Source organism: Panacibacter ginsenosidivorans (assembly GCF_007971225.1).
Lineage (GTDB): Bacteria > Bacteroidota > Bacteroidia > Chitinophagales > Chitinophagaceae > Panacibacter > Panacibacter ginsenosidivorans.
This window is the reverse complement of the sequence record NZ_CP042435.1, coordinates 4,313,631-4,327,425: the sequence shown is the minus strand read 5'-3', so window position 1 is coordinate 4,327,425 and position 13,795 is coordinate 4,313,631. Positions and strand designations below refer to the sequence as shown.

Here is a 13,795-nt window from a genome sequence, read left to right as displayed (position 1 = left end):
ATATGATGTAGCTTTTCATGAACTTTACCGTAGTATAAACAATTTAAAAATAAATTAAAATGAAGCCAATTGAACAGTCCGGAATTAATACAGTTCGCCTGTTGTCGGTCGATGCGGTACAAAAAGCTAACTCGGGTCATCCTGGAACTCCAATGGCTCTTGCGCCAACAGGGCATGTGCTTTGGACAAAATTTATGAATTACAACCCGCGGAATCCTGAATGGCCTAATCGCGACCGCTTCATTTTATCATGCGGTCATGCGTGCATGTTGCAATATAGTTATCTGTATATGTGCGGTTATGATATCAGCATGGATGACATAAAAAACTTCAGGCAATTGCACAGTAAAACCGCCGGGCATCCTGAATATGGTTTATTAGATGGCATTGAAGTAACGACAGGTCCCCTGGGACAGGGTTTTGCAAATGGAGTGGGCATGGGTATCGCACAACAATATCTTGCCTCACGTTATAATAAGCCTGGTTTTAAATTATTTGACTACATAATTTATGCCATCTGCAGTGATGGAGATATTATGGAAGGAGTTGCTGCCGAAGCAGCTTCGCTTGCAGGTCATTTGAAATTGGGGAATCTTGTTTATTTATACGATGATAACCACATTACTATTGAAGGAGAAACTTCACTCGCATTTAGCGAAGATGTAACAGAGCGTTTCCAGGGTTATGGATGGCATATTCAATCTGTAGCGGATGGTAACGATACAGATGCGATTGCGGTTGCTATAGAAAATGCAAAAAAAGAAACCAGGCGACCTTCGCTCATTAAGATCCGCACTCACATTGGATTTGGCAGTCCTAACAAAGCTGATACAGCGGCTGCCCATGGTTCTCCTTTAGGCAAAGATGAAGTAAGATTGGTGAAAGCAAATTTTGGATTTGACCCTGATGAAAGCTTTGTCGTTGCAGATGATGTTTTGAATTACTATCGTGAAAAAGGCAAAGCCGGAATAAAAAAAGAAGAAGAATGGAATGAATTGTATAAAAGATATAAAGAAACATATCCCTATGAAGCAACGGAATATGAACTTTTCAAAACAGGAAGATTACCTGAAGGATGGGAAGATAATTTACCCATATTTAAACCTGATGCAAAAGGTATCGCTACAAGGAAAGCCTCAGGAAAAACGTTGAATGCAATTGCACAGAAATTACCCTTGTTAATTGGCGGCTCTGCCGACCTGGCCCCGTCTACCGATACCAATTTGAATGATTTTGAATCATTCACAGATGAGAATCATAGTGGAAGAAATTTTCATTTTGGCATTCGTGAACACGCTATGGGTGCAATTTTAAATGGAATGGCGCTTACCAAGGGAATTATTCCTTATGGTGCTACATTTCTTATTTTTTCTGATTATATGCGGCCACCCATCCGCCTCGCTGCTATCATGAAAATACGAACAGTGATGGTTTACACGCATGATAGTATTGGGCTGGGCGAAGATGGAACCACTCATCAACCGATAGAACAACTGATTGGTTTAAGGTCTGTTCCCAATTTGATTGTCATTCGTCCCGCGGATGCCAATGAAACAGCACAGGCATGGCGGATAGCGCTTGAACATTCTGGAGGACCCGTTGCATTAATTCTTACACGCCAGGAACTGCCGGTTATTGATCAGGATAAATATGCAAAAGCATCAGGACTTGAGCAAGGAGCTTATATTTTATCTGATTGCAATGGCGTACCACAACTGATTTTGATAGGAACCGGAAGTGAAGTGCACCTGTTACTGGAAGCGCAGGAAAAACTTAAAACAGAATCTATTGAGGCACGTGTAGTAAGCTTTCCATGCTGGGAATTGTTTGACGAGCAAAGCGAAGAATATAAACTAAAAATTTTTCCAAAAAGTATCCGCAAAAGATTAGCGGTTGAAGCAGGTTCACCGATTGGCTGGTGCAAATATGTAACAGACGAAGGAGATGTAATTGGTATTACAAAATTTGGAGAATCAGCTCCAGGCGATCAAGTAATGAAAGAATATGGCTTTTCTGTAAAAAATATAATTGAAAGAGCAAAAGCATTATTGAAATAAAAGCAATTGATTTAAAAAATGAAACGGGTTGCTTTTAGTTTAATTGTTCGCAATGAAAAATCAACCAATAATATACAAATGAAAAAGTATTCATTGCATTAGATTATGATCCCTCTGTTCAAAAAATGCGGAACACAGTTATGCGTAAATTGTCTTTTTTGATCCTATACACTACTTAAAAAAATCTCTCCTAAAGCGATTCTTCAGGATAGTACGGGTCTTTACCATAGCTAGTTGAAACGGGTGTTGGTTCGTGTTTAATATAATGATGCCACACATATTTGATCACACAAAAATGAGTTACCGATGTGATGAAGAGGTATGCCATTAGAGGCGCTGTACAAATAATTAAACGATGATCAATAAAAAACATACATCGGTAATCCTAACGTGATGCCAAACCTGATCATAGCGTTTTTAAAATCCACGTTCAATACAATGTCATTTTCAGGCATTCTTTTTTAGTATGAAGAGAATTATCCTTTATACCTGCCGGATACTCAAGTCCCCGTCTAACCGCCGGAATAGCTGGTTCAATTGCGTTCATGATTTTTAAAAATTAGTTACAGAATAATCACTGTTGAAGGTAAGTTGGCGCTAAACAAGAAATGTTACACAATTCTATAAATTATTTGCAACATTTCATGTATCATCTTTTTCAAAGCGGCAACAAAGCGAATTTTCATTACTGAACTATTCATTATTATAGAAAAGATGATTTCCAACAATTCGTGCAGGCCTTGTGTAGGGATGTTCTTCACTTTTTCCGATACCCATAATATGTATTACTTTCCATTTGTAAACCTTGAGATAATCTGAAACAAGCGACCGATGACAACGCCACCAAACGGCTTCAGAACACATGTAGGCAGTTCGTTCTTTTAAGGCAATGGCTTCAAGTTCTTTTATGGCTATTTTAAAAGCATCAGTCTCCATATAGTCTGCATATCCTCTGAATGCAGCAACACGCCAACCCGTATTAACGGAATCAGGTCGTACTTTCCTTCGTCCTCCGAGTTCTCTTAGATGAATATATTTTATGTTGTTTTCGGGTAATGAAACTTCAAGTGCTTCTTTATTAAAATGGGGATACCGTCTTGAGCCGGGAAAACTTCTTATATCTGCGAGCAATTCAATCTGGAAAGATTTTAGCATAGCAATAAATTCATCAAGGGTACGGGTAGAATGGCCGATTGTCCAAATCGTTTTATTTTGTTTTGACCTTATCATTCCTTTCCTGCTAATGCTGTTGTGAGTGTTAATAAAAACACGGTTTCTTTTATGGCAAGTACACTATGAGGAATACGTTCATGAAGTGCCAGCATTTGCCCTTTACTTAATTCAACAGATCTGACATCGGTAGTAAATTTTAATTGCCCTTCAAGTACCTGTACGCTAATATGACCGTTGGCTGTATGTTTTGCCATTTCAGCACCTGCATGAAGACCGATAAGCACAATACGCATCCCATCTGTTTTAAAAACAGCTATACTGTTCCGATCGCTTTCTTTCCAGGTTGACTCTTGTTTTAATTGCTCTGTAAAAGCCAGAAGGTTTATTGAGACTAATGGTGCATCTAAAAGATGATCCTGTGAACGTTGCGAAGTTGCTTCATTAAATTTTTCTTCCATTTTTAATTTGATTTTATTTTTAATGAAATAGTATTCCGTGGATGTATGATTATTTTATAATTATGTATTGGCCAACAAATCGAAATATTCATCGTCTTCATTTTTTCCTCCAAAACCTTTTCCTATAATTTTATGTGTTTCCAAAAATTCTATAGAACTTATCCATTTCACCATTTTATAACCCAGTTGATTTTCTACCCGAAGCCTTAATGGAGCACCGTGTTCAAGTGGCAATGTTTCATAATTCATTTCCCATGCCAGTATGGACTGAGGCTTCAAGCAGTTATCAAACGTGTTTGTATCATAATAATATCCTCCGTAAAGCCCTTCCCCAAAAGAATAAAAAGCTACGGTTGTTACAGTTGCATGTGGCTTAACTAATTCAATAATTTTACTAATAGGCAGTCCTCCCCATTCGGCGATGCCAGACCAGCCCTGTATGCAATGATGCATAGTAATAGTTTGCTTCATTCCTAAATTTTTAAGCTCCTGCAATGATAATTCTACAGGGTTACCTACCAGCCCTCCTATTTTTAATTTGTAATCTTTAAAATTATTCTCTGCAAGTTTTCGCCATGTTTCCGAAGTAGGCATTTTTCCATTAGCCCAGAAGTAAGGAGATATATCATTTTTGTGATAATAAGCTTTTGGCTTAAAACGATTCAAAGTAACCCGCCATAAATTTTCATTGATAACGGCATTTAGCTGTTGCAGCAACCGTGGTTTGCGCCAGGAAAACCAATGCGCAATAAAACCAAAGCCTACAGTAATAAAAATAATTGCAATACCAATGTACAAGCCTGATAAATTGCCCGTGTCATCAGTTCCCCAAATAATATGATTCATGTTTCTAACCAACCCTGTTGCGGCTATCATAGAAACATGTATCATTATAAAGATGACATAAGCTATCATTATCAAAAAATGAATAGAACGTGCACTCTGGCGATTGCCAAATAATTTTGGATACCAGTGAAACCGGTTTTCAATAGCTGGTGACATAGCCATGCCCGTAAACATTGCCAAAGGTGCAAGGATAAAAACCACAGCAAAATAAGATAGTTGCTGTAATGCATTAAAATGATAATATCCATTAGGCTCAACAGGCAGATTAAATGTTGCATAATGAACAAAAACATTCCATGAATCAGGAATAATTTTCCATGAGGTTGGGATAAGCCGCAGCCATTGATTAGTTGTAAACAGAAGGATAATAAAAACAACTCCGTTCAATATAAAAAAAGGCACTGTAATAAAATGCCAGACTCTTGCTATGCCGATGGTATGCCGGTAGCCGGGCAAACCCAATACGGGACTAATATAACGGGCATCTTCTTTAGCGGTCCACGATTTGTCTTTTGGTTTTTTTAATGGTGTAAAGCGTATCCAGTCTGTTCCCGGTTTGCAACCATTATTCCAGTACAGGCGGGGATGATCCACTAAAATGGAGAGACCGCTTCTGATGATCAGAACTAGAAAAAAGAAGTTGACCCAATGGCTAAGATTTACCCAAATTGGAAACCCATTAGGTTCAGCAGGTGTTATTGAAGTAAAAATAAGCCCGGGATCTGCCGGCAATCCTGCTATCAAATATTGCAGCCATGCAGCTACAACCGGAAGAAGTATAACGATTGCAAATATTACCAGCATATAAGGTTTAACGGCAATAAACGTACGTCTATCTGCGGGATAATGTATTGCTTTTTCCTCTTTTGTAAAACTGGTAAACATTAATGAAATGATATTTTAAGTTATAGCAGTTTTAAATCCACTTACTTTGAAAAGGATTATTTATGGATTTTATCCACCAACTTCATAAAGCTTGTAACCAGCACATCGTTGTACATGCCATAAGCATCAACTATTGTTCCTTTTTCTCCGTCATTAGTTTCAATTGCATAAAGAATTGCATTATCGGAGGGGTTTGATTCGCCTTCAAAACGGTAAAAGTGCAGTATCTCAACTTCGGCAGGCTCAAAAGTTTTTTGTGTTGTCATTGAAACTAAACCTTCTTTAGTCATTTTGAATTGTGTGATAAATTCAGATAAAGTCAGAGAGCTAAGAACGGAAACCAATGATTCCATGTTTACTTTTTCCGTTGATTCTTTATTTTTCGTTTCGGGTTATAACAGTTATCCGTGTAATTATCATTGTACGTTGTGTTATTTCATTAAATTATTGAACGGGGTGCTGCATTGCACACAACGTCAGTTTGTGAAAAATCTTCAGTTGTTACTCAAATATACACACAATGTGAATAGGCTAAAGCATGTATGATTTTTGTAATTATCAGGTATGCAATTCATACAAGGCAGTAGCCGCAATCAAACCTGTTTTGCTACAATGGAAGACCATGTAGCAGCAGATGATCCTGTAAGGCTGATGGATGCTTTTGTAGATAAACTGGATTTACAAAAATTAGATTTTAGCAATACGATACATAAAGTGAAGGTCGTCCGCCCTATGCCCCTGCTGTACTTTTAAAATTGTACTTGTATGGATATCTTAATAAAATACGCAGCAGCCGTAAATTAGAAAGAGAATGTATCCGTAATATAGAATTGCAATGGTTGTTGCAAAATCTGCAGCCTAACTATCATACCATTGCCGACTTCCGTAAACTGCATGGGGTGGCCTTACAATCAATGTTCAGGTTATACATTCAGTTTCTCGGTGATGCAGGTTTGCTGGGTAAAACAACGATAGCAGTAGACGGCAGCAAGTTTAAAGCGGTGAACAGGAAAAAGAATAATTACAATCAAAAAAAGATAGACAAACACCGTCAGTTTATAGAAGACAAGACCACTAAATATTTAGAGGAGCCCGATGAACTGGATAAGCAGGAAGATACCATAGCCAGTGATGAACTTCGAATAAAAAAAGGAAAGATAGCACAGGGCCTTGCCAAACTAAAAGAGCGCAGCATCAGATACGATACACTTCAGGAGCAGTTAAACAATACGGATGATAAACAAATAAGCACTACGGACCCTGAGAGCCGTAGTATTATTATTGTAAAAAATATTGTAGAAGTAGCCTATAATACACAGAATGCAGCAGCGGAGAAAATTATCAGTACCTGGAACAACAAAACATCACAGCGTATATACCATTACTGGATGGAGCATTAAGCGGCAGTGAAGGATTTATATATGATGAAGAGAATGACTGGTATATCTGCGAAAACAATAAGATATTAAAAGGAAGTGGCAGAGTAGTAGACGATGGGAGAGGTCACCTGGTAAAGAAATATTTTTCATTACAAAGTGATTGTAATTGTCCATTAAGAAAGACCTGCATCAGTGATAAAGCCAAAACAAAAAAAGTACAGCACAGTATATACAAAGCAGAACTGGAAAGAGCAAAGGCAAGACAACAGACCGTAAAAGCAAGGGTGATGAAGAGAAAGCGCAGCAGTACGACAGAACCGGTATGGGGCACACTGATCAATTTTACCGGCATGAAGCGTTTAAATGCAAGAGGAATAAAAGCAGCCAACAAAATGCTATTGCTTGCAGCCACGGTATATAATCTGAAGAAGTGGCTGAAATAAACAGCGCCCAAAACAGCAGTCAAAGCGATGGCACTTATAAAAGCAAACAAGGCAGCAGGTTTTGACTTTTTAAAAATCATTGTACAGCAACTTGTTTTAAGCCCAATAGCGGCATTAAAATTTTCTGTCTGTAAAATGTGTTTTACAGGAAAGTAAAAATAGCTTCTCTCTAATAGCTTTTAAATGCCTGTGAAGAGGAGTTATAACTAATCATTTTTTGAAATTATGGTTGTGCAACAGTGACCAATGTTGGCTGTAGCCGTTCTTTGTCGCACTATAAACTTTGCCCAAATGTAAGTAAGTTATTGTCTGGGTCAAGCATTGCAAATTCTTTTTGTCCCCAAGGTTTTGCTTCTAAATGTCCTGCTGGATGAATATTATTATTGTTGTCTAGCATAGATTGATAAAGAGTTTCAATGTCATTACAGCGAATATAAACTTGTCCATAGTTTTCTTTTGGGTCAAGTCCTTTGAACTCAAAAAAATGTATTTCCACATTGTCTTTTTTAGCTAACAAATAGCCATCAAAGTCTGCACTTCCAATGTCAGTAAAGCCTAGTTGTGATAAGTAAAAATCTCTTGTCGCAACTTTGTTACGCATAGGTAGTTTTGGAATAATCGTTGTCAGCATAATAATATTTTTGGCAAAGATTACTGTTAGTCTCCAAAAGTCCACTTGATTGTAATCAGTAAATTCAATAAGAAGCTCTTACTCTGCTTAAAGTTTCAGGTGCAATTTTTAAATAAGATGCAATCATTTTAATTGGGAACACTTTTGTTAATTCAGGTTTAGCTTTGTTGATGTAGCTATATTTTTCGTTTGGTTTAAGTGAATTGTCAAATAGGAAAACTCTTTTTAGTGATTGATTAAGAATTTTTCCAAATTGCAGAAAGGATTGTGATTTTGAACAAAGGCAATGAAAGCTATTTAAACTCAACTCAATGATTTCTGATTTTGAAAATGCTTTGATTGTCGTACTTGAAGGTGTTTGTTCTGTTAGGCTTTGTTGGTTAAACATCCATTCGTTTTGTAAATGCAAATCAATGATTACTTCGTCTATGTCGTGAGTTTGAAATTGTGAAAATGAACCTGATAGAATAAAGTAAAATGATTTGCAAACTTCTCCTTCGTTTAATAGCACTTCGTTCTTGTTAAGTTTTCTCCTTGCAGAATGTTTTTCAAAAAGTTCTGCGTCAAATTTTGAGAATTGTCCTAAACTGTTTAAAATCTCTTGCGTTGCCATTTTATTTTGTCAATAGACTTTGATGTTAAGGGTGCTTCAATACGGTTACAGCCAACGTTCAAGCATTTGTGCTGTTGGGGACTTCATTTATTCGTCGCCCCCAGCGACGGCTGCCGAATGAAGTACTAAAGTACAAAACATATTCTGTTGCTTAATAGTAAAAGTCAAGCTGGGATAAAAAGCTGAGCAGCGAACGGGACGATGAAAGACGCTATTCGTTAGCCCCAATAGCACAAATGCGCCTGTTGTAGGCAGTTTTAGTTAAAGGTTTTGTCTACAACCTTAAATGAAATTGCAGATTCAAGTTTTTGCCCGCTATTATCTATTTGATATAGTAATGTTGTTGCAGTTGCATCATCTTCTGGTGTTCCGAAAAGAGCTTTTAAAATATTCTGCTTTTTTGTTGAGTCAAAACTTGGGTTTTTTGTAATCAATAGTTTGTCACTTGTTATGAGTTCAGAATATCGAGGATTGTCTAAATAAATAATACTGTCCCTGATTGTAAACCGACCACGATAATATTCCGCCGACATAAAATGATGTCTGCCTAATTTATAAGTATTGTTTTCTCTAAAGTCAATTGTTATTTGACCTAATCCAGAAGTGTTCCTTACTCCATATAAAATTGTGTTTGTATGGTCTTGCTTTTTTAAAAGATATGTCATTAATAAAAGTCTAGATAGGCAGATAAAAGTTACGGTAGATGCTGCAAACGATGTTATCCGCTTTCCAGTTTTGTAATTATTCAAGTCCGAATAAAAGACAATTGTCGAAATTATACTTGCAACAACTATAAGGGAAGTATGAATAATGCTGTCAAACAGATATTCTCGGTCGAAGTCAATATAAATCTTGTAAATACAGATTAGCCAAATGGTCAGAGTCAGCAATGTTTTAACGTATGAATTGAATTTAAGTTTCATTATGTGAGGGTCTAAAAGAATTGCCTACAACGGTCAGGGCTTGCTGCTGTGGCGGCATTCATTGCTCGTCCAGCCTGGAACCGCTGCCCGGTTTTATTTTATTGTCGAATGTAAGAACTAAAAGCCTGGCTTTATTCGTCGCGTTTGAACTGTTGCTGATACTTGCAAATAGCTGAAAGTCCCAACTGTCGCTCCGCCATAGCAGCAAACCCCATGTAAGGTGCAGCAGTCATTCGTATGCTATTTGGTATGTTGTCGTATGTGGCGTTTTACTTATTGAACTCTCCCATGTGTCGCTTATCAACAGACCCTTGTCATTGTACTCGTATAATGTTGTGGATGACACACCATTTGAGGATTTCTCAAATAGTTTGGTAAGCTTGCCTGTTTCATTATAGGAATATGTCAAAGTAATAGTCGTGTTGAAATAATAGGCCTTTGTCTTTTTTTCTATTATTTGTCGGTTGACGTTGTATTTATAATTAACTCGTTCCTCTTTGCCAATCGTATTATTTGATTTGTCTTCTTGAACTAGAAAACCTTTGTCGTCATACTTGTACTTTGTCAATGTATTGCCCATTGTTCCTGATGTCTGTATCTCTGAAATTTTATTGCCCTTATCGTCATACTCAAATGTCCATGTGGCAGAGACCTCACCAAACTGGATGTATTCCCGTTTAGAAAGTTGATTTTTGGCGTTGTAGTAATACTTTGAAGTTGCGTTAACGTCGCCGTTGCTTGTGTATGTCCGTTCTTCAATAAGCTGCGAAGAGTCGTTATAAAAAAGCTCTCTGTCAGTCTGAAGTTGCTTACTGTCATTTAGTGAGGTTTGTTTAATGAAGTCTCCCTTGCCGTTATAGAACTCGGTGTACTTAGTTTTTCCGTCACCGTCAATTGTTGTAATTGATTTGACTTTAAATCTTACAATGTCGCTCTTGCTAATTTCCTGTCCAATAGTAGCCTTAACAAGAATGAAGGAAAGCAGAAGCAAAAAGAGTTTCGAGTTCATGGGTTGTCAATTTATTGCACCTTACGTTTGTATTGACGCTATAAATCTATAAAAAATTGTTGATTATCAATACAAACTTATTGCGCAAATACAACTGTTACTTTCATTTTTAAACGTTTATAAACGCTTAAAAACGTTTAAATATATTTTCGCGTTTTTTGATAAGAAAAAAAAATCAGCAGTAATTGGATTTAAGATTATAAGCAATCAGCACATCTCATCAGGTACACAAATCAAACACTTTATTCCGTACCAGCCAATGTGGTTTTTGTAAAGTTTTTACCGGATAAGACACATGTAACTCCATATCCTCTCCTTCGTCTTTCATTCGTCTCTTCTTCGTATCATGTTCGTTTCAGCTTCGCTACGAACACTGCAACGTTTTAAGACCTGTTTTAGCAGTCTTTTACCCATCCGCGGCGGCACCCGAAGATGGTACAAAACAAATACGAAGCAGGTACAGACCAATAAGCGCTGTATTATAAAGCTGCTTTACAAACAGAACGTACAAGAGTGCGACGCAACAAAAGCCTTATAATAATTCTTTTGCCGGGCCCATAAAAAATATATGGGCTGTCTTCCCGGCATTACCTGTAAGCAACTCTGTGATGCATTAACTTTTCACAGCTCTCCGGGAATAACAGTGGAGACAATGTGATGCGGAACATGATTATGATTACTGCATAGTTTTTGGAAAATAGCAGGGTTGTATTTACCGGTTTATATTGCTTCTGCTGTTTATAATATTTCTACATAGCCTTCTGTTCCATGCACACGAATGCGTTGCCCATCTTTGATCAGTTGGGTAGCATGCTCCACTCCTACAACTGCCGGTAAACCATATTCACGTGCTATAACCGCGCCATGGGTCATTAGTCCGCCCACTTCGGTTACCAGGCCTTTGATGGATACAAACAAGGGTGTCCAGCTGGGGTCAGTAAATGCCGTGACCAATATATCTCCATCGCCAAGGTCTGCATCTTCCATGTGTAAGATAACACGTGCCCGCCCTTCTATAACGCCGGAAGAAACAGCCAGGCCTGCAATAGCATTGGCCGGAAGATCTTCCCGTTTGTATGCACCGGTGATGATCTCACCATCTGACGTAATAACACGCGGGGGACTTAATTTTTCAAATAATTTGTATTCTTCTTTTCTTTTGCTGATGAGCTGGTAATCGGCTTTATTGGTACGTACTACTTCCTGCAGTTCTTCAAAACTGAGATAGAATATATCTGCTGTTTCATGAATAATGCTGGCCTGTACAAGTTGAACAGCTTCTTTCAGCAGCGCCTGCTTATAAACGAAGTAGCGGCTAACGATGCCGTATTTTGGATACTCACGATAACCGGCTAAATTCCGAACCAGGCTGATCATTCGTTTAGTCTCGTTGACTTTTTGTTCGCCATCGGGTAGTGGCTTCAACCGGTCCAATAACTCCTGTTCTTTGTTCAATGCTTCCTGTAACCCCTGCTCAAATTTCCGCCTGCTTTCGCCATGCGCAAAGTTTTTGATATGACTAAGGATCATGGGAATAAGTGTGGTTGGTTTTTCACTCCAGCGGGGCCTCGTAATATCTATCTCACCTGCACATCGCATTCCGTATCTGTTGAGAAAAGCATTGATAGCATTCAAGGCTTCCTGTCCGCCGTTCAGCTTCACCAGCTTGTCTAAAAAGTTATCGTCTTTTACCTGTTTTAAATATTCAATTACTTCGGGGTAAGAGCGAATTACATCTGCCACCTCTAATAACGCAAGGCCCATTTCTGAAGTGATATTGTTGGGTACAGATTGCGAAAGCGTGTCTGCTACATTCTTTTCGCCTAACCATTCATTCATTTTTTCATTGATCCATGATGCAGCATTCATTGCAGTCATGATCACACCAAAACTTTGCGGGTCAGACATGGTCTTCTTTAATTGCCGGATATCTTCCATGATAAAATCAAACAGGTGCGACCCTGATTTCGTTTGGATGTTTTGTTTTAACACTGCTATTTCTGTTTCACTATGTTTGATCAACTCATCAACGATTGCCGGATCGTAGTCATATAGTGTTTGATAATTCGCAGGCTGTACACCTTTATCATTTTTGCCGGGATTATCATCCGGTAATGACTGTATAAAATCTCCCCGCTCTATGATGGTTGTAAGGGCGTCTTTTATGAGCGGATCGGATTTTCCGAGGGTGACATTTACCAGAGTTTCTCTGCCTGCTGGTGAGGCCAGCATAGGTGTAATATCAACAAATAATCTTCCACCAGCTTTATGCATAGGTGCACGGGTCGTTAACAGGAAAAAAGACAATCCCAGTGGTTTCATGGCATCGGTCATCATTTGATTATGACCCACAGATACATAGACATGATTCTCCTGGTCAGTCGTTTCGGGAATAGGGTATAAAGTAGTGACTGGCCTGCTTTGAACAATATAAAATGTATCATCAGCCAAACACCATTCTATATCTTGTGGTTTGCCGAAATGTGCTTCTATTTTTCTGCCTATGTGTTCAAGTTGTACAATCTGGTCATCAGTTAGCGCTTGCTTTTGCTGTCTTTCGTGTTCAATATCCTGCTGCATCGTACCGCCGTCTTTTAAAGCATAGACAGCAAGTTTCTTGGCAGATATTTTCTTATCTGTAATCTTACCGTTGCGCACTTTATAGTTATCGGCATTTACCTGGCCGGAGACTATGGCCTCACCCAGTCCGAAGCTGGCATCAATGGATAACACTTTTCGATTGCCGGTAATGGGATCAGCAGTAAACATAATTCCTGCAGTTTTCGGAAAAACCATCTCCTGAATTACTACAGCCAGTTGAACTTTACGATGGTCAAAACCATTTTGAATACGATAGATGATTGCCCGTTCAGTAAACAATGATGCCCAGCACCTGCTGATATGTTTAAGGATTGCTTCTTTTCCAATAATGTTTAAATATGTATCCTGCTGGCCGGCAAAAGAAGCAGCAGGCAGATCCTCTGCAGTTGCGCTGGAACGTATGGCATACGCATTTGTTTCTCCAAACTCTGTAAGATAAACTGCAATCTCTTCAACCAGGTCATGAGGAATGGCTATCCCTTCGATAACCCTGCGGATATCACTGCTCAATTCACTGATCTTATGTCGGTCTTCCAGCTTTAGCAGCGATAACTGTTTCAACATTTCGTTGACCGCAGGCGTTTCACCAATGATCTTTTTAAAAGCTTCCGTAGAAATACAAAAGCCATCCGGTACATGAATCCCTTCAATGCGGGTAAGCTCCCCAAGGTTGGCGCCTTTACCCCCAACAACAGGGAGTTTGGTTTTGTCAATAGCTTTAAAAACAAACACAAATGAACTCATGACCTGATTGATTTTTAAGTTGGACAAACATCT

The 13,795-nt window shown here is 38.4% G+C and carries 13 protein-coding genes; 4 read left to right on the top strand and 9 right to left on the bottom strand.

The annotated features are described in order from the left end of the window. Positions 1–59 precede the first annotated feature (59 nt). Positions 60–2,057, top strand: coding sequence for a transketolase (gene tkt, locus FRZ67_RS18200; RefSeq protein ID WP_147191912.1), 1,998 nt, complete (start codon positions 60–62; stop codon positions 2,055–2,057). A gap of 693 nt (positions 2,058–2,750) precedes the next feature. Here the strand turns inward: tkt and FRZ67_RS18195 are convergent. Genes FRZ67_RS18195 through FRZ67_RS18180 form a run of 4 tightly spaced genes read right to left on the bottom strand, consistent with a single transcriptional unit; the run spans position 2,751 to position 5,772 of the window. Beyond that, on the bottom strand, positions 2,751–3,287 hold the full coding sequence (locus tag FRZ67_RS18195) for a DUF488 domain-containing protein (RefSeq protein WP_147191910.1): 537 nt from the start codon (positions 3,285–3,287) through the stop codon (positions 2,751–2,753). After that, positions 3,284–3,688, bottom strand: a complete 405-nt coding sequence (locus FRZ67_RS18190) for a cupin domain-containing protein (RefSeq protein ID WP_147191908.1) — start codon at positions 3,686–3,688, stop codon at positions 3,284–3,286. The genes FRZ67_RS18195 and FRZ67_RS18190 overlap by 4 nt, the downstream gene beginning before the upstream one ends. Positions 3,689–3,748: 60 nt before the next feature. Further along, on the bottom strand, positions 3,749–5,419 hold the full coding sequence (locus FRZ67_RS18185; protein WP_147191906.1) for a molybdopterin-dependent oxidoreductase: 1,671 nt from the start codon (positions 5,417–5,419) through the stop codon (positions 3,749–3,751). A gap of 56 nt (positions 5,420–5,475) precedes the next feature. Further along, positions 5,476–5,772, bottom strand: coding sequence for a hypothetical protein (locus FRZ67_RS18180; protein WP_192903882.1), 297 nt, complete (start codon positions 5,770–5,772; stop codon positions 5,476–5,478). Positions 5,773–5,983: 211 nt separating this feature from the next. On the opposite strand from FRZ67_RS18180, the gene FRZ67_RS18175 reads away from it, so the two are divergent. The 3 genes from FRZ67_RS18175 to FRZ67_RS23945 are packed head-to-tail and all read left to right on the top strand — an operon-like array spanning position 5,984 to position 7,241. Beyond that, positions 5,984–6,172, top strand: coding sequence for a hypothetical protein (locus FRZ67_RS18175; RefSeq protein ID WP_147191904.1), 189 nt, complete (start codon positions 5,984–5,986; stop codon positions 6,170–6,172). A gap of 8 nt (positions 6,173–6,180) precedes the next feature. Beyond that, positions 6,181–6,819: a transposase gene (locus FRZ67_RS18170; protein ID WP_262713648.1), complete on the top strand. Its 639-nt coding sequence runs from the start codon at positions 6,181–6,183 to the stop codon at positions 6,817–6,819. After that, the gene (locus FRZ67_RS23945; RefSeq protein ID WP_147193263.1) at positions 6,768–7,241 is read left to right on the top strand and encodes a transposase; all 474 of its coding nucleotides are present in this window, start codon (positions 6,768–6,770) and stop codon (positions 7,239–7,241) included. Before FRZ67_RS18170 ends, FRZ67_RS23945 begins: the two co-directional genes overlap by 52 nt. 274 nt (positions 7,242–7,515) lie before the next feature. Here FRZ67_RS23945 and FRZ67_RS18160 read toward each other — a convergent pair whose 3' ends face one another. From FRZ67_RS18160 to ppsA, 5 genes are all read right to left on the bottom strand, one after another. Beyond that, complete coding sequence (locus FRZ67_RS18160; protein WP_147191901.1) at positions 7,516–7,872, bottom strand: bleomycin resistance protein; 357 nt, start codon at positions 7,870–7,872, stop codon at positions 7,516–7,518. A 64-nt stretch (positions 7,873–7,936) separates the two neighbouring features. Further along, the gene (locus FRZ67_RS18155; protein WP_147191899.1) at positions 7,937–8,485 is read right to left on the bottom strand and encodes a Crp/Fnr family transcriptional regulator; all 549 of its coding nucleotides are present in this window, start codon (positions 8,483–8,485) and stop codon (positions 7,937–7,939) included. Between the two features lie 257 nt (positions 8,486–8,742). After that, entirely contained in the window at positions 8,743–9,150 is a 408-nt protein-coding gene (locus FRZ67_RS18150; RefSeq protein ID WP_147191897.1) for a hypothetical protein, read from the bottom strand. 487 nt (positions 9,151–9,637) lie between these two features. Then, positions 9,638–10,417: a hypothetical protein gene (locus tag FRZ67_RS18145; protein WP_147191895.1), complete on the bottom strand. Its 780-nt coding sequence runs from the start codon at positions 10,415–10,417 to the stop codon at positions 9,638–9,640. 738 nt (positions 10,418–11,155) lie between these two features. Beyond that, positions 11,156–13,762 (bottom strand): phosphoenolpyruvate synthase, encoded by a 2,607-nt coding sequence (ppsA, locus tag FRZ67_RS18140; RefSeq protein ID WP_147191893.1) that lies wholly within the window; start codon positions 13,760–13,762, stop codon positions 11,156–11,158. Positions 13,763–13,795: the final 33 nt, after the last annotated feature.